This window comes from Clostridium bornimense (assembly GCF_000577895.1).
Lineage (GTDB): Bacteria > Bacillota > Clostridia > Clostridiales > Clostridiaceae > Clostridium_AN > Clostridium_AN bornimense.
The window spans coordinates 1-22,052 of sequence record NZ_HG917869.1 but is presented as its reverse complement, the minus strand read 5'-3'; the positions used below and the strand labels follow the sequence as shown (position 1 = coordinate 22,052).

Annotated in this window: 20 protein-coding genes; 3 read left to right on the top strand and 17 right to left on the bottom strand. The window is 27.4% G+C overall.

Annotated elements, in window-relative coordinates; all coding sequences use genetic code 11:
- Positions 1 to 29: 29 nt before the first annotated feature.
- Entirely contained in the window at positions 30 to 470 is a 441-nt protein-coding gene (hsp18, locus tag CM240_RS13425) for a heat shock protein Hsp18 (protein ID WP_044040017.1), read from the top strand.
- 214 nt (positions 471 to 684) lie between these two features.
- Here hsp18 and CM240_RS13420 read toward each other — a convergent pair whose 3' ends face one another.
- Complete coding sequence (locus CM240_RS13420) at positions 685 to 879, bottom strand: DUF4177 domain-containing protein (RefSeq protein ID WP_044040016.1); 195 nt, start codon at positions 877 to 879, stop codon at positions 685 to 687.
- A gap of 560 nt (positions 880 to 1,439) precedes the next feature.
- Between CM240_RS13420 and CM240_RS13415 the strand changes: the two genes are divergently transcribed.
- Complete coding sequence (locus CM240_RS13415; RefSeq protein WP_156930595.1) at positions 1,440 to 2,783, top strand: sialidase family protein; 1,344 nt, start codon at positions 1,440 to 1,442, stop codon at positions 2,781 to 2,783.
- A 300-nt stretch (positions 2,784 to 3,083) separates the two neighbouring features.
- Here the strand turns inward: CM240_RS13415 and CM240_RS13410 are convergent, their stop codons facing one another.
- From CM240_RS13410 to CM240_RS13400, 3 genes are all read right to left on the bottom strand, one after another.
- The gene (locus CM240_RS13410; protein WP_044040014.1) at positions 3,084 to 3,278 is read right to left on the bottom strand and encodes a DUF4177 domain-containing protein; all 195 of its coding nucleotides are present in this window, start codon (positions 3,276 to 3,278) and stop codon (positions 3,084 to 3,086) included.
- A 145-nt stretch (positions 3,279 to 3,423) separates the two neighbouring features.
- On the bottom strand, positions 3,424 to 3,885 hold the full coding sequence (locus CM240_RS13405) for a GNAT family N-acetyltransferase (protein WP_044040013.1): 462 nt from the start codon (positions 3,883 to 3,885) through the stop codon (positions 3,424 to 3,426).
- Positions 3,886 to 3,967: 82 nt separating this feature from the next.
- A complete protein-coding gene (locus CM240_RS13400; protein ID WP_044040012.1) occupies positions 3,968 to 4,693 on the bottom strand; it encodes a class I SAM-dependent methyltransferase in 726 nt (241 codons plus the stop codon).
- Positions 4,694 to 4,842: 149 nt separating this feature from the next.
- Here CM240_RS13400 and CM240_RS13395 point away from each other — a divergent pair, with 149 nt between their 5' ends.
- Positions 4,843 to 5,550 (top strand): Type 1 glutamine amidotransferase-like domain-containing protein, encoded by a 708-nt coding sequence (locus CM240_RS13395; RefSeq protein ID WP_044040010.1) that lies wholly within the window; start codon positions 4,843 to 4,845, stop codon positions 5,548 to 5,550.
- A 49-nt stretch (positions 5,551 to 5,599) separates the two neighbouring features.
- Here CM240_RS13395 and CM240_RS13390 read toward each other — a convergent pair whose 3' ends face one another.
- From CM240_RS13390 to CM240_RS13330, 13 genes are all read right to left on the bottom strand, one after another.
- Complete coding sequence (locus tag CM240_RS13390; protein WP_044040669.1) at positions 5,600 to 7,318, bottom strand: ABC transporter ATP-binding protein; 1,719 nt, start codon at positions 7,316 to 7,318, stop codon at positions 5,600 to 5,602.
- 13 nt (positions 7,319 to 7,331) lie between these two features.
- On the bottom strand, positions 7,332 to 9,038 hold the full coding sequence (locus CM240_RS13385; protein WP_044040009.1) for an ABC transporter ATP-binding protein: 1,707 nt from the start codon (positions 9,036 to 9,038) through the stop codon (positions 7,332 to 7,334).
- 202 nt (positions 9,039 to 9,240) lie between these two features.
- A complete protein-coding gene (locus CM240_RS13380) occupies positions 9,241 to 11,631 on the bottom strand; it encodes a DUF2207 domain-containing protein (protein WP_044040008.1) in 2,391 nt (796 codons plus the stop codon).
- On the bottom strand, positions 11,628 to 11,966 hold the full coding sequence (locus CM240_RS13375) for a DUF2207 domain-containing protein (protein WP_044040007.1): 339 nt from the start codon (positions 11,964 to 11,966) through the stop codon (positions 11,628 to 11,630). The genes CM240_RS13380 and CM240_RS13375 overlap by 4 nt, the downstream gene beginning before the upstream one ends.
- A 287-nt stretch (positions 11,967 to 12,253) precedes the next feature.
- A complete protein-coding gene (locus CM240_RS13370; protein ID WP_044040006.1) occupies positions 12,254 to 13,042 on the bottom strand; it encodes an ABC transporter permease subunit in 789 nt (262 codons plus the stop codon).
- 1 nt (position 13,043) lies between these two features.
- A complete protein-coding gene (locus CM240_RS13365; RefSeq protein WP_044040004.1) occupies positions 13,044 to 13,922 on the bottom strand; it encodes an ABC transporter ATP-binding protein in 879 nt (292 codons plus the stop codon).
- Between the two features lie 2 nt (positions 13,923 to 13,924).
- On the bottom strand, positions 13,925 to 14,353 hold the full coding sequence (locus CM240_RS13360; protein ID WP_044040001.1) for a hypothetical protein: 429 nt from the start codon (positions 14,351 to 14,353) through the stop codon (positions 13,925 to 13,927).
- A complete protein-coding gene (locus CM240_RS13355; RefSeq protein WP_044039999.1) occupies positions 14,350 to 14,790 on the bottom strand; it encodes a LytTR family DNA-binding domain-containing protein in 441 nt (146 codons plus the stop codon). The genes CM240_RS13360 and CM240_RS13355 overlap by 4 nt, the downstream gene beginning before the upstream one ends.
- A gap of 226 nt (positions 14,791 to 15,016) precedes the next feature.
- Positions 15,017 to 16,021, bottom strand: coding sequence for a hypothetical protein (locus tag CM240_RS13350; protein ID WP_051483856.1), 1,005 nt, complete (start codon positions 16,019 to 16,021; stop codon positions 15,017 to 15,019).
- Positions 16,022 to 16,036: 15 nt separating this feature from the next.
- The gene (locus CM240_RS13345) at positions 16,037 to 16,720 is read right to left on the bottom strand and encodes an early set domain-containing protein (RefSeq protein ID WP_044039995.1); all 684 of its coding nucleotides are present in this window, start codon (positions 16,718 to 16,720) and stop codon (positions 16,037 to 16,039) included.
- Between the two features lie 235 nt (positions 16,721 to 16,955).
- Positions 16,956 to 18,143, bottom strand: a complete 1,188-nt coding sequence (locus tag CM240_RS13340; protein WP_044039993.1) for an ABC transporter permease — start codon at positions 18,141 to 18,143, stop codon at positions 16,956 to 16,958.
- Entirely contained in the window at positions 18,136 to 18,867 is a 732-nt protein-coding gene (locus tag CM240_RS13335) for an ABC transporter ATP-binding protein (RefSeq protein WP_044039990.1), read from the bottom strand. Before CM240_RS13335 ends, CM240_RS13340 begins: the two co-directional genes overlap by 8 nt.
- Before the next feature lie 695 nt (positions 18,868 to 19,562).
- Positions 19,563 to 20,648: a hypothetical protein gene (locus tag CM240_RS13330; protein WP_044039988.1), complete on the bottom strand. Its 1,086-nt coding sequence runs from the start codon at positions 20,646 to 20,648 to the stop codon at positions 19,563 to 19,565.
- Between the last annotated feature and the right edge of the window lie 1,404 nt (positions 20,649 to 22,052).

Sequence of the window (22,052 nt, the reverse complement as noted above, 5' to 3'; positions counted from 1 at the left end):
TTTTATAAAAAAATAAGGAGGTCTTTTATATGTTTGGATTAATACCTTTTAGAAGTAATAAAAATTTAAGTAGGGGAGACACATTTGAAAATTTCATATCAGATTTCTTCAATGATGATTTCTTTGCACCATTTGGTGCAAGTTCTGGTGGCTTTAATGCTGATATTAAGGAAACAGACAATGAATACTTAGTCATTGCTGAATTACCTGGTGTAAAAAAGGAAGATATCTCTCTAGAATATAATAATAATCAACTAGTTATCTCTGCAAAGAGAGATGAATTTATAAATGAAGAAAAAGATAACTATATAAGAAGAGAACGCCATTATGGCAACTTCTCAAGAGCTTTCTATGTAGATAATGTAAATAAAGACGATATCTTAGCTAAATTCGAAAATGGAGAATTAAAAATAGTATTACCTAAACTTCAAAAAACTTCTCCATCTTCAAATAGGATAGAAATACAATAACTCCCTTATAAAAAAGGGGAGGGGCACTTATTTTCAAATAAAATGCCCCTCTCTTTTCTATTTATAACTTTCTACCACTACTTAAGTAGAACAGATACTAATATAACTTTATACTACAACATAACAACACTTAAGTAGAATAGATTCATATATATGCTTAAGCCTTACTTTCAACATCATAATTATGAAAATATTTTGTGTTCCCCGAGGACACCTAATTCTCTTCATTTTTCTCCATAAAAACTATAATAGTATTATTACTATTAAAAATACTTTTCTTTTCAGTAATTTTAATATCTTTAATTCTCCATCCATCTTCTGCAAATTTATTTAATTCATCTTCAAATTTATCTTGTGATACATATGGATATGATCCAATATTCCATTGCAAAATTTTATACTTAACCATAATTTCCTCCAAACACCCTTTGTACCTTTTATTTTACATATATATTATTTTTTTGTCAAATAGCTTCATTTCTCTCTTTTCTCTATGTATTGTATTAATTTAGAATCTCTATACATAATATTCTACAAATTTCTTCTACTACTTCATTTATAGTTATTAGTACTATTACAATCACCTTAATCATACTTAATCTATGTGATATTACAAAATTTATAATTGTTCCTCTAAATCACTTAAATAAATAGAATTTCATAATATCGCAAATTTACACTTGTATTTTTATTGATTTTATTGAAAATATAGTTAATAATAAAGTATATAATTAACTTAAAAGAAAGGATTTTTATATGCAAAACAATACAAAATCACTTTTAAAGTCTTTTTCATCTAAGCTTATTTTTGTTATATTATACTTTTTTACATTACACTTTTTATATAAATTAATACATGCAAATATGCTTACAGTAATTATTTATTTCATCCTCTTTTTAACTTGCTTTGTATCCATATTATCTTATATATCAATTTACTTTTTCATACAATATAAAAACAATACATTTTTGAAAAGAAAAAAATCACAAAATAGCACATCATTTAAAATATTAAGATACTCTTATTTATCTATAATAATAGTAATAACATTAATCTTTGGATATAAAACCTTTATATTTGATAGTAAGTTTGAACCACATATTTTAAGAAAATTATTTCATCCAGAAAAAAATATAACAATTACCCTAAGTAGTGATAATATTTATACTGATGAATTTCAAAATATAATTCATGATATTTCTGACGAAGTTACCTTACCTAAAGAATTATATGTCTCTGGTGATTTTAAAGTTTTTTTTAATCACGATGGAACTATTACCTCAATTAATGCTTTACTATACGGAAAAAATAAAAATGGTACTACTGATAGTTTTTTTATTGACTATAACTATAATGAAGGAAAGAAACTTTCTTTAACACTAAATAAAGATGTAAAACCACAATATGATGAAAAATTTAGTATAGATCCTCTAATTAATTATCTTAGTTTATTACCACTAAAATACGCAACTAGTAATTGTGATGCAAATACATTTGCAATATCTTATTCTGGAGAGAAAACATTAGCTGCTAACGCAAAAGGAATTGTATACATAGATTCAAATGGAACTACAAAAGAACCTACTAATTCATATACATCATCAGTAACTGGTTACACTATTTCATTATTTGTTCCAAATCAACAAACAGTTACTAATTCCCTTAAGTACATTATTACTGATAATTTAGATGCAGTTGATGGTGAAATAACCACATCTATATATCGTTCTGACTTATCCAATATTGGAAAACAAATTGCTAAAACATTAGATGATGGTAGCGTTGAATTTAAATTAGATGATACAATTACATACACATTAAAATGTACTAAAGATTCTATAAATCCATCTTCTTTTGATACTGAAAAAACTTATACTCTGTATAAATATAATAAAAATACTAATGAATCTATCGTTTTAAATGATGCTATTTCATCTAATGTAAAAAATATTAATTTAACTTTTATAAATGAAAATATTGGATTCTTATCACCATCCTGTGAAGTAGCTAATCCAACATGGATATTACTAAGAACAGAAGACGGTGGAAAAACATTTGAAAAAGTTACTTTCGAAAATCAACTTATAGAATCAATAACTCAGAATTCTCAAGGTGTAAGCCATATACAGATAAGTACGCCTTATGAGCAAAACGGAATCCTATATTTAAGACTTCAATCTTGTGGAAATGCATATAAAGATGGACATTACTCTTTATGCAAATCAGAAGACAATGGTAAAACATGGTCATTTGTAAAAACTGTTCGTTACTTTTCTAGCAACGAAGATAATAACTTTAATGGCGTAGGCTGATTTATAAAACTTACTTTTAGTAATGCCATTTAATCATCTTCTCCTTATATTTTAATCTATACTACATATTTTATTGTTTGCATATACTCAATAGAAATTGGATGGTAACTTACTTTTTAGTGTACCTCCTTTTCTATTTATAACTTTCTACCACTACTTAAGTAGAACAGATACTAATATGACTTTATACTACAACATAACAAAACTTAAGTAGAACAGCATTATATATATGCTTAAACCTTACTTTCAACCTACATATACATCATAATTAAGAAAATTTTTTGTGTTCCCCGGGGACACCTAATCCTCTTCATTTTTCTCCATAAAAACTATAATAGTACTATTTGTATTAAAAATGCTTCTTCTTTCAGCAGTTTTAATATTTTTAATTTCCCATCCATCTTTTGCAAATTTATTTAATTCATCTTCAAAATTATCTTGTGATACATATGGATATGATCCAATATTCCATTGCAAAATTTTATACTTAACCATAATTCCTTCCACACCCCTAATAACTTTTATTTATTGTCAATTTTTTATTTATTTCTTAACCTAATCTATTGTATTACTAAAAGATCCTTATTCCCCTTTTATATAGCAACACTTAAGTAGAACAGATTCATATATATACCTAAGACTAAATTTTCATAATCATAATTAAACAAGGATTTGATTCATCCCACAATGTAGGAAAACATTCCAACTCTCTAAATCCTAAACTTTTATAAAATTTTCTTGTTTTTTTATAATATATATCTGGATTTGATTCGTCTAATGTCTTTACTTGCAAAAATTCATATCCATTTATTTTACACCATTTATAACATTCCTTGAATAGAGCAGTACCAATACCTTTTCTATGATATTCTACATCTACTCCTATAACATAAATCTCTGCTGTATACTTACTTGTAATTTTTACTGCGATAAATCCAATATAATTATCTTCATCATATACAGTCCAAAATGGCATACTGCTACTTTCTTCGATATATTCCTTAGTAGATTCTGGAATTCCGAACCACTGAGGTAGGCTTTCTAATATCTTTTTTGATATTTTCCTTTTTAAACTTTTATCTTCTACTAATTTAATATTCATATTTTATCTTCTTCCTATCAAATTGTATTTTGTGTTCCCCCGGGACACTTATTCACACTTTAAAATTTTATCTTTCATCCAACTATCTTATCTTTCTTAATAAAACATGATTGAAAAAAGATATATTAATAAACTCTTCAATATCTGAAACTTTCATTTCAATTTCAAACATCTTGTCTTGCCATGATTTTTCATTTTTTATTTCATTATTCTGTTGTAACGCCCAAAACGTTCTAACACCACGAATTTTCTCTATAATAATATTCTTATTACCTATCCACTCTTTAATATCATCTATGTCATAATAATTTATTTCTCCAAAAGAATATACATTAATTTTCCCACCATTAAGAAGAGATATTGCTTCATCTACATTATTTTCAAAAACAACTTTTTGCATAATTCTACCTGCATGATTATGCTTCACTATTGACAATACACCGTTGGGCTTAAGTATCCTATAAAATTCATCAAATATCTCTTTTCTTTCTTTTGCGTATTCTAAAACATTATGACACAATATAACATCAAACGAATTATCTTCTTGTTCTTTTAATGCTTTTATATCACCATAAATTTGTTTGTAATTATTTTCACATATTCTTTCTTCTATCATTTCTAAATTAGGTTCTATTGCAGTAACATTGTTTTTGGCTGCTAAATAATTTGATGTAAATCCAAATCCACTTCCAAAATCAAGAACCTTACAATTACTTATACTTGAAAGTTGCTCCCATATTACTTTATAAAACAATATTCCCCATGGTTTTTTTATATTTTCTAAATAATTCTTAAGATTACTATCCATAGCCCCCCCTAATATTATAATATATCCCTATTTGGTAAATTATTTAAAACCATATATATTATAACATAATTACATATTTTGTAAAACTAATTGGCAATACATTGAATACTTCATTTAGTAATTTTATAATTATATATGAGGTGATTTTTATGGGTAAAATTGTAGCTATCGGTGGTGGAGAGATTCTTAATAATGAAACTTTTATAATAGATAAATTTATTGTACAATTTTCGGAAAAGAAAAATCCTAAACTTCTTTTTATTCCTACTGCTAGTGGAGATTCTCAGGGCTATATTAAAACAATCCAATCTATATATGGAGATAAATTAGGTTGCATAATTGATACATTACTTTTAATAAATAACGATATTACTGAAAATGAAATAAAAGAAAAAATTCTATCATCTGATATTATCTATGTTGGTGGGGGAGACACAGTAAAGATGATGGAAATATGGAAAGATAGAAAAGTTGATATATTCTTAAAAGAAGCTTTTCATAAAAACATAGTTCTTTCTGGTATAAGTGCCGGTGCAATTTGTTGGTTTGATAAAGGTCATAGTTCTTTATTGAATCCTGGCTTATGGGATTATGAACCTGCCATTGGACTTGGTCTAATTCATGGAATTAATTGTCCTCATTATAATGAGATAGGTCATGAAAGTTTTGATATTGCTATGAAAACAGAAAAACTTCCTGGTATAGCATTAGAAAATAACTGTGCTTTTGTAATACACAATGACAATTATAAAATAATTAAATCAAATTCTAATAAAAACTGCTACTATTTCAAAAATAATAACGGAACAATTGAAAAAAATCTTTTAAATAACTCAGATTTTCTCCCATGGGTATAATAAAAAAGTGTCCCCTGGGAACACTTTTTAAAACTGTAAGCTGCAATTATCATGCATATTGACTATTATATAATTCGTAGTAGAATCCTTTTTTCTCTAATAATTCTTTATGATTTCCTTGCTCTACTATATTTCCTTTATTCATAACAAGAATCTTATCTGCACTTACAATAGTAGAAAGTCTATGTGCTATTACAAAGCTAGTTCTTCCTTCCATAAGCTTTAAGAAAGCTTTTTGAATTCTTATTTCAGTAAGAGTATCAATAGAACTTGTAGCCTCATCTAATATAAGCATCTTTGGATCAGCTAACATTACTCTAGCTATTGTTAATAACTGTCTTTGTCCTTGTGATAAATCTTCATCAGAAATAATTGTATCATAGCCATTTTTTATTCTTTTAATAAAAGAGTGGGCATGGGCGGACTTTGCTGCTGCAATTATTTCTTCATCTGTAGCCCATGGCTTTCCATAAGCTATATTTTCTTTTACTGTTCCCTTAAATAACCATGGATCTTGAAGTACCATACCAAATGTTTTTCTTAAACTATCTCTAGTTATATCCTGCACATTTATGCCATCAATTAATATCTCACCTTTATCAATATCATAAAATCTCATAAGTAAATTAACTAATGTAGTTTTTCCACAACCAGTTGGTCCTACTATCGCTATAGTTTCACCAGCCTTAGCATTAAAATTAAAGTTTTCTATAAGTGGTTTCTTTTTATCGTAAGAAAAATCAACATTTCTTATCTCAATATTCCCCTTACAGTTTTCTAATTCTATGGCATTATCTTTATCTCTACTTTCAGGTTCTTCATCAATAATCTCAAAAATACGAGTCAAAGATGCAAAAGCAGTTTGTATTTGTGCAGTTATTCCTGATATCTCATTAAAAGGCTTTGCAAACTGATTAGCATAAATTAAAAAACTCGATACAATACCAACAGAAACACCTTTTGTTACAGCAAGAATACCTCCAACTAAGCCAACTGATATATAAGCTATATTATTTACAAATCTTGTACTTGGATTTATCATAGCAGATGCAAACATTGCCCTCGTTGCAGTTTCTGCTAAATTATCAGATATTTTATCAAAATCTTCTACTGATTGACTTTCACGATTAAAAGCCTTTACCACCTTTTGATTTCCTACTATTTCAGCTACAAATGATGATAACTCTCCAACAGATTCTTGTTGTTTTAGAAAAAATCTTTGGTTAAACTTACTGATAGTAGAAGCTACTATAAAACATATTGGTGTAACTACTAATATAGCTATTGTAATCCCTACGTTTAAATAAAACATTGCTATAAGTGATGCTACTACTGTTACTAATCCTGAAAATAAATTTGTTATCGATACTGCTAACGCATCACTAACATTATCTAAATCATTAGTAAAACGACTTATTATATCTCCATGAGGATTATGATCATAATATGCTAATGGTTGATTATTTAAACTTTCAAAAGTATCTCTTCTCATATCTCTTACAATAATATAAGCTATCTTATTAGCATATCTAGATATAAACCATTGGAATACTGAAGATACTATATATATAACCGCTAAGGTAATTAATATTGTACTTAATCCCTTAAAATTAACATTATTAGTACCAACTATATTATCTATAGCTTTACCATTTAAATAAGTTGCAACTATAACAGCAATATTACTTACAAAAGCACAGAAAAGTGCTAACAGAATTAAAAACTTATATGGTTTTATGTATTTTAATAATCTCTTAAAATTCTCCATCACTTTTCCTCCTTTATTTACTTTGTGACATATAAATTTCTTTATATGTTTCACAATTATTAAGTAATTCTTCATGTGTCCCTAGTCCCATTACTTTTCCATCATCTAAAACTAAGATTTTATCTGAAGAAACGATAGAACTTATCCTTTGAGAAATAATAATAATTGTACTATCTTTTAAAGTTTCTTTTAATGAATTACGAAGCTTTTTATCTGTAGCATAATCTAATGCACTTAAACTATCATCCATAATAATCACTGGTGGCTTTTTAACTAATGCTCTAGCAATAGTTAAACGTTGCTTCTGTCCACCGGAGAAATTCTTACCACCTTCATAGATCATAGAATTTATACCATTTTCCATATTAGAAACAAAGTCATAAGCCTCAGCTGCCTTAAGTGCCTCTATAACTTCCTCATCAGTGGCATCTTCTTTTCCCCATCTTATATTGTCAGCGATAGTTCCAGAAAACAAAACTGATTTTTGCGGCACTATACCAATCTCTTTATGTAAATAACCCTGTGACAATTTCTTTACATTTGTACCTCTAAAAAGTATATTACCAGTTGTAGTATCATAAAATCTACAAATTAAGTTTGCTATAGTAGACTTACCACTTCCTGTAGTACCAACTATACCAAATACCTCACCTTTTTTAATAGTAAAAGATATATCACTTAATGTATCTTCCTCGTTATACTTAAATGACACATTATCAAAAACTATACTATCATCTGTATTATCTTCTGTAGTATTTATTGCACCATCAATAATACTTGGTTCACATTCCAATATTTCATTTATTCTTGAAGCCGATGCTGCTGCCTTTGTAAATAGTACTACAAGATTTGCAACAATTATTAATGCCAATAATACTTGTGTAATATAATTAATTAATACTACTATATCACCTTGAGATAGCGTCCCCTTATTAACATTTATTGCACCTAAATAAAATATTATTATAATTCCCATATTCATAACTAAAGAAGTAATAGGATTCATTAAAGCAGATAAACTTGTAACCCTAATATATGCTTTTGATAATTCTTCTGTAGCCTCATCCATTCTTTTCTTTTCATTTTTATGTCTAGCAAAAGCTCTTATAACTCTAACACCAGATAAATTTTCTCTAAGTACACTACCAAGTTTATCTAGTTTTCCTTGCGTATCTTTATATAACGGTATTGTCCTTGTCATAATAATTACTACTATTAAAATAAAAATAGGAATTAATACCGCAAAAATTAACGATAACTTTGGATTAATATATATAGACATAACTAAAGCACCAATACACAAGAAAGGGGCTCTACTTACAAGTCTTATAAGCATAGCTACTGCTTGCACCACTTGATTTACATCATTAGTAACTCTATTTATTAAAGTAGCATTACCAAACTTATCTATATCGGCATATGATAATGTTGATATTTTTCTCATCAATTCTTTTCTTAAATCATTACCTAAGTTCTGACATGTATAGGAAGCATAATACTGACACAATGATGCTGATGCCAAGCCTACTGATATAATTCCTAGCATTATTATTGCAGTTTTCCATACATAAGGTATATCACCATTCTTTATACCAATGTCTATAATTTTCCCCATAAAAAGTGGCAGTAATAATTCTAAGATTGCCTCAAATAACTTTGCCCCTGACCCAACAATGGTTTCCTTCATATAAGGTCTTAGAAATCTCTTAAGTTTAAACAAACTTTTATCCTCCTCATTTTAATCATGATATTCTATTATTATATCACTTAAATATCATATTTACATTTTCGATACAATTTAATTTGTGTTCCCCGAGAGCACATACTATAGATGATAATACATCTTCCTATTTGTATCCCCAGGGGATACTAAAAAAAGATCCCGCTTAAACCGGAATCTTTCCTATTTTTGAACTATCTAATTACCAACTTGATCCACCACCACCGCCAGATCCTCCTCCTGAAAATCCACCATTAGAATATGAATTTATAATTGAATTTGTAGTACTTGTTACTGGTGGTGTAGTAACATCATGACATATTGAAGCCATTGATTTTGTCATAGCTGTAATCATAAGATAATCATAATAACTACTACCTGTAGTATTACTATAATACCATGTTGATGGCTCCATAGTTATATCTTTAAACTTATCACACCAAGTACTAGTAACACCTAATACTTGCGCATAAGGTAATATATCATAAAAATACTTGGCATTTTCATCTACCAATGTTTCTAATCTTTCTTTCTCAGCAATAGTAACAAATTTTTTAAATCCTAATATATTTTCTATTGTCTCTATAGCATATTGGCTTTTACTTGGCATAAGTCCACTTATTAATATATTTATATAAGATAATATTATTGTTACAACTATATACTGAAATGGTATAGCAATGGAGTACAATGAAATTATTGAAATTGATGATATTAATAAAGTTCCTATAAATACAATTAATCTAATCCTTAGTTTTGATAGATCACCATCATAGATCTTTTTTGATATATAAATACCAACGAAGTATAAAACAATGGATAATGCAATATTTATTCCTATAATCGGTAATATATAATTAAAATTTTCATTGTAGACAATAGTTTTTGCTATAGCAACTATTATAATAGGAATTTGTGATAAGATTAAGGATACTACACTTAATACAATAGTAACTCTATCTCTTAATGCTTTTTCTCCTCTAAACTCTTTTGAAATTTTAGATTTTACTCTATTTATATCTAAATAAAAACTTTTCTTTAACTTCTTTGTAGTTACTTCATTTCCATCTCCCTTAGAAAACATCGACTCGAACATATCCTTTTCATATTCTTTATGTTTTTCATCAAGTTCTCTTAACTTTATGAATTTTAACTTATTTTTCTTCTTCTCTCCGATCTTTATTTTTATACAATTTTCACTGGCCCAATAAAATATTAATGATACTACATCTTCTGGAATTACTTTTCCCTTTATTATATAAGCCATCTCAGTACTATTTATATTATTAGGATAATATATATCTAACTTAGGTGTAAGCTTTTTCTTTTTACAATATTTTTTATAGATATATATACTTATAATAAATACTACAGCAGACCATACTACAGCTAGTATTATTGCAAATGGTATCTTTCTACTAAATAAGCTTGTATTAATATTTACCTTTAAGTCTATATCATTTCCTCTTTTAATCTCATCTCTATTTTCAAACTTTATATTATTTTTATTAATAGTTATATCATACTTACTGCTAGACAGTTTATTATTTATACCTTCAATATCATAATATGATTTTATATTACAAGTAAGTTTTTCTACTTTAATATTATTATAAGATGGATTAAGATTAATATTAACATCAGAATGTAATACAGGTATCACCTTATAATGTATATTAAATTTGTATTCACCTTGCACCTTAGGCAATGTAATTTTTCTATTCTTCTCATCTACAAAGATATCTTTATCACTTACATTAATACCTTCTATTTTACTTTTATATAAAAGATTATAATCATCCCATAAATCGATTACACATTGTTCATCGCTATTAACTACATTAATAACAAAAGACTTATCTACTATATATTCTTGATTCTTAGTTATCTCAATATTTTCTGTTTCATTTTTAATTATAAAAGGATATTGATACTGCCTGGCATTTTTAAAAGCTCCTTCACTTAATCTTGCCTTAATAGTAATAGCATTATTGGAAGGAATTTCATTCTTAGATGTCAGTATAATATTATTCTTGTTCTTTGACAGATTCACAAATTCATTATCTGTATCTCCATATTCTCCACTATATAGCCAATACTTTTCTAATACAGCTTCTTCAGGATATGTTATAGTTGCAGTAAAATTTTTAATAGTAGTATCCCATTGCGCTCCAAGCACATTCAAATATATATAATCTCCATCATCTTCTTCATCTGCATAATTATCTAACGTATATTTTATAACATATCTTTTCTTTCCCTTAACTTCTTTTTTTGAATCACCAATCTTTATTATTATTTCATTTTGATTTGATTGTATTGTATACTTATCATCAGTAACAGCAATATCTTTAATATCATAATTCTCATCTACACTACTTGTTGGAATATTTCTCGTAATTCCATGACGACTTTCATTAAAATACACATCTATAGTTTCTGTAATCATATACTGTCTAGCATCATTTACTTCAACATCAACTTTCATATTTTCTATATAATATCCATCGTCATCGGCTAATGCCATGATACTATTAAAAAATACTGTAGCTATAGTAATCATAATTAATATAACACTTTTAAACTTCTTCAATATATCACCCCTAATAATTTCCCATATATTTGTATTATACACCACATAAATGTTTTTGTATTCCCCGGGGACACTTTATAAAAAAAGATTTCGCTAAAAGCGAAATCTTCTATACTACTAACTATTGGTATATCTCTTTTTATTCCATGACGCTTCTCATTAAAATATACATCAATTGTTTCTGTGACTATACACTGTCTCTTATCATTTACTACTACATCAACATTGTAATTTTTGATATAATATCCTGTATCATCAGCCATTACAAAAAAAGTATTTGAGAATACCATTATTAATAATACTGTAAAAATACATATACTTTTTATCTTTTTCAAACTTTTCCCTCCTTTATGTTATGCATGTATAATTATAACATAAAGTTACATATATTGTATATTTATGGGATATAAATAGTTTTTTTGTGTATTTTTTTGATATTAAGCAAAAAAACTATAGATATTTACAATATATTGTAAATATCTATTAATACAAATTTTATTTAAATATAATTTAATTCAATGGGAAAATGGTCATTTGAACTTTTTTTATTTAAATATTTTTTCGAGATTTCATTGTTACTTTTTTACTTTTTTGTCGCACTTATCTGAATTTTCATTCAATTTTAACTTACTAAATCTTTTCTCAAATATTTAAAAAATCCTATAGAAACAGAAATTATTATTATTGCAATTCCTGGAATTAATAATTTGCCATCAATTTCTAAGGAAGTTATTATCTTAGAAGCATCACAATAAGAAAATGGAGATATATACTTAAGAAATTCTACTTTATCATTAAGCTTTGACATCATATCAAAAAAATACAAAATCAATGCTGTAGCAATTCCAATACCGAAATTAGATTTTTTCTGAAAAGCAGAAATACCAAAAGTAATAGATCCAATTTCAATATTCATAATAATTAAAGAAAGTTGATGTAATATAAATTCTTTTATTTGTATTTCTTCATTAATGATAAGGAAACTACTAACTATTAAAATAATACAAATAACATTGAAGATTAAAATACAAAATATCATTGCTAAATATTTTTCTATCAAAATTGTTTTTCTACTTATTGGTAAAGTAAAAATAAACTCTGAAGTATGTCCACCTTCTTCTTTAGACAAAATCCCTATTCCTAAAACAGCTGCAAATAAACTTCCTCCTAAAGATAATACTGCTCCTATTTCAATACCATAGAACCCCATTATTTCTGATATATTTAATCTATCCATGCCAAACACTGTTGACATACCAGCCATATTACTATATGAATCTGACATATCTACCAAAGAAGATTTCATAGTTGGAAATATCAATATAAATGCAAAAGACATTAATCCTACACTAAGAGACCATATTAATATTGATTTAAAACTCATTTTAATTTCATGTTTTAAAATACTCATATTATTTTTCCTCCTTTTCATAATAATTTATAAATATTTCTTCCAACGATGGCTCTTCTATTGTAATATCCTCAAAATGAATTTTCCCTAGTTCCTTTACTAATCTTTCAACTTCACCATTATATAAAAAACTTTGTTCTTCTTCTGATATTGTAATAGCTGACATTCCTTCTAATTTTATAATTTCTTTAGCACCTACTAATTTTACCTTTTTAGATTTAGAAGCTGAAAGCTCCTCTATGGAATCTACGGTAACAATATTACCTTCTCTAATTATTGCTACCCTGTTACAATATCTTTGTACCTCAGTTAAAATATGAGAAGATAATAGTATTGTTGCACCTTCATTATTTCTTTCAATTAATAAATTGAAAAATTCTTTTTGCATAAGCGGATCTAAACCACTAGTGGGCTCATCTAAAATATAAAGTTCTGGCTTATGTTGCATAGCACATACAATACTAACTTTTTTTCTATTTCCTAATGACAACTGATCTATTTTCTTTTTTCTATCAACTTGCAACCTTTCACATAATTCATCTGCATAAGCAGAGCAATCCTTCTTATGAATATCTTGTGATAACTTTATAATTTCATCTACCTTCATATTAGGATAAAACATAGCTTCTGATGGCATGTATCCAACATTTCTTAACACTTCTACATTACCTTTATATATTTCTTTTCCAAAAACTTTTGAAAACCCGTTATCAGGCTTTATTAATCCTAGTGTAGTACGAATTGTAGTAGATTTTCCTGCACCATTAGGCCCAACAAAACCAAATATATCGCCCTTGCCAACAGAAAAATTGATATTATTTATTCCTCTCGCTGTTCCATAATTCTTAGTAAGACTCTTTATTTCTATTACCTTATCCATATCTATCCCTCCTTATGATTTTCTTGATATTGCAGTAATGCTTCATTAAGATTTTTACTATCTATTTTACTTGCAAAATGTAATCCCACATGAACCACTATAAGTGCTAAAAACATGAAAATAGCATACATTATAAGATTTAATTTACTAAACCACTGAAATACTACAGCTGGTACAATTGATATTATCATTGATAATATGTACCACAAAATCATTCTTATTGTACTATCATCTTTATAAATTAATTTCTGAACAATGGTGATAATATATGAAGTACAAAACATCTCCAGCATAACTATTATTTCAACAGTTTTTATGCCTAATAATAAATTAAATATACTGTATAACGATACTATAGCTATACAATACCCTGATGCAATAAATTCGGTATTAAGCTCCCATGTAAAGTATTTTAATAACTTATTCATCATTGTTCACCTCCTAGTATTCTTCGAAACTCTTTCGCATATCTCCTAGAGATAACGATATGCTCGCCATTTTTCAAAGTTGCATCTATTCTATTTCCTGCTTGGCTCTTTAACGATAGAATAGTATTAATATTTATAACCATAGATTTACTACATCTAAAAAAACCACACTGGCTTAATTTTTCTGTTAATTCACTTAATGTATACTTACTTTGGTAAATTTGATCTTTTAAATATACAAAAACTATATTATCTACACTTTCAAAATAGTAAACCTCTTTAGGATCTATCAAAACTATCTTTCCATCATCGATTACAGACATTTTTTTGTGATATCCATTTATATATTTAATTAATCCATCAATATAATTTGTTTTTTTCTTACAACGAATAACTATCTCTTCTTTACCTTCAATAAATTCTTCTACCCTAACCTCCATAGCCCACCTCCAAATAAATTTAATAATAATATATATTGTTATTAATTAAAAAACAATACTATATATGGTAAGTTGTATTTTATACCATCTAAGATGCACAAAATAATTATTAAAATATAATGGGACTCTCGCCTACAAATTTTCATTTGCTATTGCGACAGCCCCTTTATAATATCTCTATTCAAAATCTTTATATAGAAGACTATTGTGATTCATCTATTATATTCTATGCGAATTGAAAATTAAAATTATTACTTACTTCCTCTATATTATTAATATTATCTTTTATATTCTCATATGCTTCCTTAACTGCTGTTCTTGAATCTTCAATAGTATCTCCTATGATCTTTCCTATATTTCTAGCATAGTCTTTTGCTGTGTTAATAACATCAGTAGAACCATTCTTAACTGTATTTGCTACAAAAGTAACTGTATCTATCACTTCTTCACTGGTAGTTATTATAGAATCTTTTATCTCATTAATAGGTGATAGTGATTTCTCAATGTCACTAACAATATTATCATAATCACCTTTCATCCTTGCATATCCATCAGTAACAGAAGCTGAAATATTTCTTACAGATTTATCAATAGAATCATATGCACCTTTAACTATTCCTGCAGTGTTTACTACTTTTCCAATTAAACCTATAGTAGGACTATCTATAGTGCCCTTTATACTTGCAGCTGAAATAGTAACCACAGATGCAATATTTCCTACTTCTTTTCCAACTGTAACAGCAGTATTTATTCCTGTACTTACAAAACTAGTAGCAGAATTAACTATATCCTCTGCCGTATCTTTTAAAGAGGCGGCAGTGGTTGTAACTTGTTTTACTGTGCTTGCTACCTTCTTTGCTGTATCAGTAATATTATTTGTTACAGATTCTGAAACATCTTCTATAGTCTTTGTAATACTATTAGATGCATCTATAACACTCTTAGAAACCTTTGTTACTGAGTCTCCAACATTTTTACCTATTGTAACAACAGTTTTACCTACATTATCAGCAATTGATGTTAATGAATTACTTATAGCCTTTACCGCTGAAAAAATAGATTCTAATTTATTATCTGAACTTTTTGTGGCATCGACCTTCTTATTAGCTGAAAATTTTATATCAGTCTCTACATATTGATTATTATTTTGTATTTCGTTGTTTTCTACAACCCTATTATTTGTTTTAGTAATGTAATTATTTGTTAATATCTCTTTAGAAATAGTAATCATATCTCTTTCCTCCCATCAAAAATTAATTTTCCCCATTGAAGAATATGTATTTAGATTTAATATTTTAATTTCATCTTCTAAAATAAATTGTCCATCAATAAACATTTTTATCTTCCATTTTCCTAACTTTAATCTATGTTTATTATCATCTAGATCAAGCCAAAACCACATAAAACCTTCATGCTCCCTATTTGGAGCAAATAAATTATTTTCACTATATTGAAATAACTCATCATCTGGAGTAAACCATGCTACTACCACTGTATGTATCCCTGTAACATTATTAAACTTAAATCTAGTTACTATCTTTTTATCAGACACTATACTAAATACTTTTTTGTTAATTACCTTTTCTTCCTCACTGATATAATTAGTTATCATATATGAATCTATATGAACTGAATATTCTTCATTATTGTACATTCTTTCATCATTATCATTAATAACTATAACTGACCATAGTTCTTCATTTTCATCAGGAAAATACATATTAGCTTCTGGATCATTGATGATTAATTCATCATTTATTATGAACTTATAATAATGCTTCCCTGGTCCTAAATTAATTTTATAGTACCATATACCATTTTCCTTTTTCATATAGCCTTTACTCTTATCATAATTATTAAAAGAACCTATCACTGAAATCGTTTGTAGTTTAATGTATTCTGATTCCTTATATCTTATCAATACTTCCATAAATCATTCCCCCTAAATCTTAAGTAATAATGATTATACTAAATTTTCGTTAATTATTTCGATATATTTACATATAATTTTACATTTATGCATAAAAATAAAAAGTCGATACATCTTAAATAACTTAATGATGCATCGACCTTTACTTTATATAATTTGCTCATATTAACAGCTGTTATAAATAAGTAGTTGTAAATCTTGAGCCTTGTCCCATATACTCTATGACTTGAAATCTCTATCCTCTAAAAATAACTTCTTCTTTAGAAAGAAGATATTTTGTTCCTACTACAGCTAAAATAGCATATACAAGGGTACTTATTGTTACTATTACTATTTGATTTGTTGAAACTATTTCTAATAAAATCATCTTCATTAATAATCCGACATTATATAAAGGAATTATAAAATCTATAGTTCCTACAGTTCTTACATTAGCAAACATTAATATCATAGCTGGTATAACAGTAGCTATCATACCAAAAGACGCAAAAGTTTGTGCTTCCTTAAAAGTTTTTGCAACAAAGGATAATGATAAAAATATTGCTGAATATAATATTGCAAGAAATACTGTTAATAATCCTACAGAAAGTATTTGAGTTACTGTCACATTAATAGGTAATGACATTCCCATCATTTCCGGTAATAATAATAGTCCCCCTAGTAATGCCACTATTATTGATAATGAGTTTATTAACCCTACTACAGTACAAGCAAGTAATTTTCCTGTCACTATAGCCCCTCTACCAGCCTTTGTAGTTAATAAAGGTTCTAGGGTACCTCTTTCCTTTTCACCGGCTCCTAAATCCGTTGCTATGCTCATTACACCTGATGCACCAAAAAGTAATATTATATATGGTAACATCATTCCTATCATCATAGAAATAGAATTTGAGGTATCATCACCTTTCTTTATTCCTACCATTTCTACTCCAATTGGTTCTAATGCAGAATCTGGTACATTTAATTTTGATAAATTGTCCTTTACTATAGTATCTTTATAACCATCTATTATTTCATTTGCTCTAGAAATAGCTGTAGTTCCTGAATCTGTAGCATTATCATAATAAACCTTAACTGATGGAACAGTTCCTTCCTCTACAGCTTTATCAAATCCTTCAGGAATCTCTATTGCTACCTTAATACTTCCATCTTCAATAGCTGCAGTTATATCAGTTTTATCAACGATTTTGACACCTTTTTGCTCTTTTATGTATTCACTAATGGCACTATTACCATTATCTTTTAAAATCATTGTAAAGTTTTCTTCTACTTCTTTCATTTGTTTGTTTCCTAATGTAAAAGATAGTCCAAACATTCCCACCATCATAATTATTGGCATAAATATAGTGGTAAATACTGTTTTTTTATCTCTAAAGAAATCTTTTATTTCCTTTTTAAATACTATGCTCCACATCTTATTCATCGTTTCCACCTCCGATAAGACTTACAAATACTTCTTCTAAATCTGAATTATTATACTTTTCTCTAATGTCATCTAGAGTACCTGATTCTATCACTTTACCCTTATGCATCATTATTACCCTATCACATAATTTTTCTATCTCATACATAGAATGAGATGATAATAATATTGCTTTACCTTCTTTTTTACATTGTCTTATAAAATCATGAATTGATCTAGCAGCAGAAATATCAAGGCCAGTAGTTGGTTCATCAAATAACATAACTTTAGGATCATGAACTATAGAACGCGCTATAGATACCTTTTGTCTCATACCCCTTGAAAATCCTTTTGCCTTCTTGTCCATAAAATCTGTAATTTGACAAGCTTTTGCGAGATACCTTATTCTTTCTTCAGTCTCTACTTTTGATAGTCCGTTAAGCTCAGCAAAATAGGCTATATTTTCTCTTGCTGTAAGTCTATCATATAAGCCTACATCTCCACCAAAAAGTACTCCTAAGTTTTTTCTTACTTTATCTGGATCCTTTGTTATAGTAAAATTATTTACCTTAACATCTCCATTTGATGGTGTCATCATTGTTGCTATAACTCTCATTGTTGTTGTCTTTCCAGCTCCATTTTCACCTAAAAGACCTACAATCTCACCTGGATTAACTTCAAAGCTTATATCATCTACAGCTGTAAATGCTTTGAATTTTTTCGAAAGATTTTTAACTTCTAACATAATACCCTCCTAATATCTATATAAAACTATTAATGATATTATAATATCATATAATATCATAAAACTCAATAAATGGTTTCAAATAACTTATAATGATCTATTAATTATTACTTTTATAAATATATATTTTTATTATTTCAAATTATCTGTTTTGAAAATTTACAAATGGGAATAGTTAATCTATATACTTACTCTTAATATTTAAACATACAATTACTTTTATATACATACAATTTATCTATATGATTAATTGTATCTTAAACCAGAAGTATCAAGGGTTTATTGAAAATTTAATTTTTATAGTATTACAGAAAAATTAAACAACTATATTAACAAATTAAACAACTTTATTAATTTATTTAATAACTTTTCTTTGTATTGCCTTAATATTAAATAACTTTTCAAATAATTATTTACTCTTAAATAACTTTACATTAATTTCAGTAAAAAATAAATGACTTTTCATAAATTTAATTGTTTTTATATAACTTTACAATTTATTATATAAAAATTAAATAACTTTTCTAAGAAAGTCAAAAAAAATAAATAACTTTACAAAGTTATTGAAAATTGATACTAAAAATAAAGAATATAAACAAAAAAATAAGATGTAAGCTATAACTTACATCTTATTTTTTAATTAAAAGGTAAACACTAATAGCCTTACTAAAAAAGTGAATTTTTTAAGTAAGGCACTAAATTATATTTAAAATTGATAATATATCATTATCTACAGTAGATTCATAATCATTTTCTGAATTGTATAAAAAGGTCTCACCAACGCCGTAGCCGCTAAGATGTTTATGACTATTCTTAAAATCTGAAAATTCATTGAATACTGCCTTTACAACAGCTGTTACATAAGCTGGAAGAGAATTAATAGGCTCTCTGCTCTTATGAACTTGTATAGCTCTATATTTATTAATAATTATTTGAACAACTCTTTCTTTTAAGAACCATTGCTTTAATGTAGATATTGCTCTAACTAAGTGTACAATTTGCTTTTTATTAAGAGTAACTTCAGCAAAACTAGCTTTTTCTTTTATCAGAGCTAATTCTTTACTATTATACAGTTCAATTAACTCGTATTGATCATCGGTATTATTAGCCTCTCTTAAGGCATTACATTTAAAAGAAAACTTAAATCTACTTACTTTTTTAGGGGCTAAATCTTTATTTCTAAGTTCCTCTGAATTATCTTTAAATATATCATTATATTTATTTAACATATGTTCTACTGTATTTTTAGCATAATATTTACATTTAGTTTTAAGAATATCCATCCAACGACTTTTAGGATTAAATAAATTCATTTTGAATTCAGAATATGATCTAGAAGCCTTTGAATCACAAAGTTGAGCTAAAAATATAACTAAGCGTTTTTCTCTTGCTTTCATATTTTGAAATTGTGGTTTAAAGAAAAAATCACGTATTCTAGTAAAACCCTTTAAGTTTATTTTGTCTTCATCAGTAGAAGTTTTAGGTTTAATCATATTTTCCATACCTACTAAAGTCCAACTTGATAAATCATTGTTATATTTTAAAATACCCAATGATATAAGCTCATCTATATTATTATAAATTGTTTTATAAGAAACATTAATATATTTTTTTACTTCATTTACTATATCAGCTTTATTATCACTAAATGTTTGGATATAATATTTTTTATTAACTTCTCTTGATATATGAGCTAAAGCTATATATGTATCAAATATGTTATAACTTTTAGACTTATTCATAATTATTTCTATATGTTCATTATTAAGTTTAGTAGCCAATTAATTCACCTCCTTTACCGTTTATACCTATATAAGCTTATAATAAAAGAATATTACCAGGATTGCAAAAGGGTAAAAAAACTTAAAAATTAACCTCTCTAGCGGTGTTTTTTTTGGACACTTTTAACGAAACAATGCATGTTCCCGGGATTTTCACCTCCTTAGCGGAATAATTATGGACAGTTTTATAAAAGCCTTGATTTATAAGGTTTTGAGAGCAAATTATACTTTATTTCTTTCTTAGAAAATATAAAAATTCATGAGATTTTATGAGTTTTTTCACCTCTTTAGCGGTATCATTTTGGACAGTTTTATAAAAAGGGACATTTGAAATACAATAACTGGAAAAATAACTTCATTTTCACCTCCTTAGCGGTGTCATTTTGGACAGTTTTATAAAATTACGCAATTTTGCATAAAAAAATAATGAAAAAAAAAAATTTTTTTTTTTGATTTCAGGCAATGAAAACGATTGCTTAATATAAAAAATCCTATTTTTAAAGGGTTAAGTAGTTTAATTCGCCTTCCTAGCGGTATTTTTGCGACACTTTTACTTCTCTAGCGGTATCTTTTGGACAGGTTTACCTCCTTAGCGGCATTTTTTAGACAGTTTGACTTCTCTAGCGGTATTTTTTAGACAGTTTCACCTCTCTAGCGGTACTTTTTAGACAGTTTTTAAATAAGTGCCCTTTTTGATAGCAGAATATATAAGTTATAATCACCGCTATAGAGGAGAAAATAAGAAATTCACCTTCTTAGCGGTAGAAGAATAAAAGGTTAAAGTCACCGCTATAGAGGAGGAAAAATAAATTCACCTCCTTAGCGGCAGGATAATAAAAGACTATAGTCACCGCTAGAGAGGAGGAAAAAAGAAATTCACCTTCTTAGCGGTAGAAGAATAAAAGGTTAAAGTCACCGCTAGAGAGGGGGAAAAAAGAAATTCACCTCCTTAGCGGCAGGATAATAAAAGACTATAGTCACCGCTAGAGAGGAGGAAAAAGAAATTCACCTCCTTAGCGGCAGGATAATAAAAGACTATAGTCACCGCTAGAGAGGGGGAAAAAATAAATTCACCTTCTTAGCGGCAGGATAATAAAAGACTATAGTCACCGCTAGGGAGGAGGAAAAAGAAATTCACCTCCTTAGCGGCAGGATAATAAAAGGCTATGATCATCGCTAGAGAGGAAGAAAAAGAAATTCACCTTCTTAGCGGTAGAAGAATAAAAGGTTAAAGTCACCGCTAGAGAGGAGGAAAAAATGAATTCACCTCCTTAGCGGCAGGATAATAAAAGACTATAGTCACCGCTAGAGAGGAGGAAAAAAGAAATTCACCTTCTTAGCGGCAGGATAATAAAAGACTATAGTCACCGCTAGGGAGGAGGAAAAAAGAAATTCACCTCCTTA

What these genes read in the sequence shown, in the direction of transcription:
- hsp18 (WP_044040017.1), top strand. Translation starts at nt 30, where the DNA reads ATGTTTGGATTAATACCTTTTAGAAGTAATAAAAATTTAAGTAGGGGA.
- CM240_RS13370 (WP_044040006.1), bottom strand. Translation starts at nt 13,042, where the DNA reads ATGAGTATTTTAAAACATGAAATTAAAATGAGTTTTAAATCAATATTA.
- CM240_RS13410 (WP_044040014.1), bottom strand. Translation starts at nt 3,278, where the DNA reads ATGGTTAAGTATAAAATTTTGCAATGGAATATTGGATCATATCCATAT.
- CM240_RS13400 (WP_044040012.1), bottom strand. Translation starts at nt 4,693, where the DNA reads ATGGATAGTAATCTTAAGAATTATTTAGAAAATATAAAAAAACCATGG.
- CM240_RS13350 (WP_051483856.1), bottom strand. Translation starts at nt 16,021, where the DNA reads ATGATTACTATTTCTAAAGAGATATTAACAAATAATTACATTACTAAA.
- CM240_RS13405 (WP_044040013.1), bottom strand. Translation starts at nt 3,885, where the DNA reads ATGAATATTAAATTAGTAGAAGATAAAAGTTTAAAAAGGAAAATATCA.
- CM240_RS13395 (WP_044040010.1), top strand. Translation starts at nt 4,843, where the DNA reads ATGGGTAAAATTGTAGCTATCGGTGGTGGAGAGATTCTTAATAATGAA.
- CM240_RS13340 (WP_044039993.1), bottom strand. Translation starts at nt 18,143, where the DNA reads ATGAATAAGATGTGGAGCATAGTATTTAAAAAGGAAATAAAAGATTTC.
- CM240_RS13365 (WP_044040004.1), bottom strand. Translation starts at nt 13,922, where the DNA reads ATGGATAAGGTAATAGAAATAAAGAGTCTTACTAAGAATTATGGAACA.
- CM240_RS13420 (WP_044040016.1), bottom strand. Translation starts at nt 879, where the DNA reads ATGGTTAAGTATAAAATTTTGCAATGGAATATTGGATCATATCCATAT.
- CM240_RS13390 (WP_044040669.1), bottom strand. Translation starts at nt 7,318, where the DNA reads ATGGAGAATTTTAAGAGATTATTAAAATACATAAAACCATATAAGTTT.
- CM240_RS13355 (WP_044039999.1), bottom strand. Translation starts at nt 14,790, where the DNA reads ATGGAGGTTAGGGTAGAAGAATTTATTGAAGGTAAAGAAGAGATAGTT.
- CM240_RS13360 (WP_044040001.1), bottom strand. Translation starts at nt 14,353, where the DNA reads ATGATGAATAAGTTATTAAAATACTTTACATGGGAGCTTAATACCGAA.
- CM240_RS13335 (WP_044039990.1), bottom strand. Translation starts at nt 18,867, where the DNA reads ATGTTAGAAGTTAAAAATCTTTCGAAAAAATTCAAAGCATTTACAGCT.
- CM240_RS13345 (WP_044039995.1), bottom strand. Translation starts at nt 16,720, where the DNA reads ATGGAAGTATTGATAAGATATAAGGAATCAGAATACATTAAACTACAA.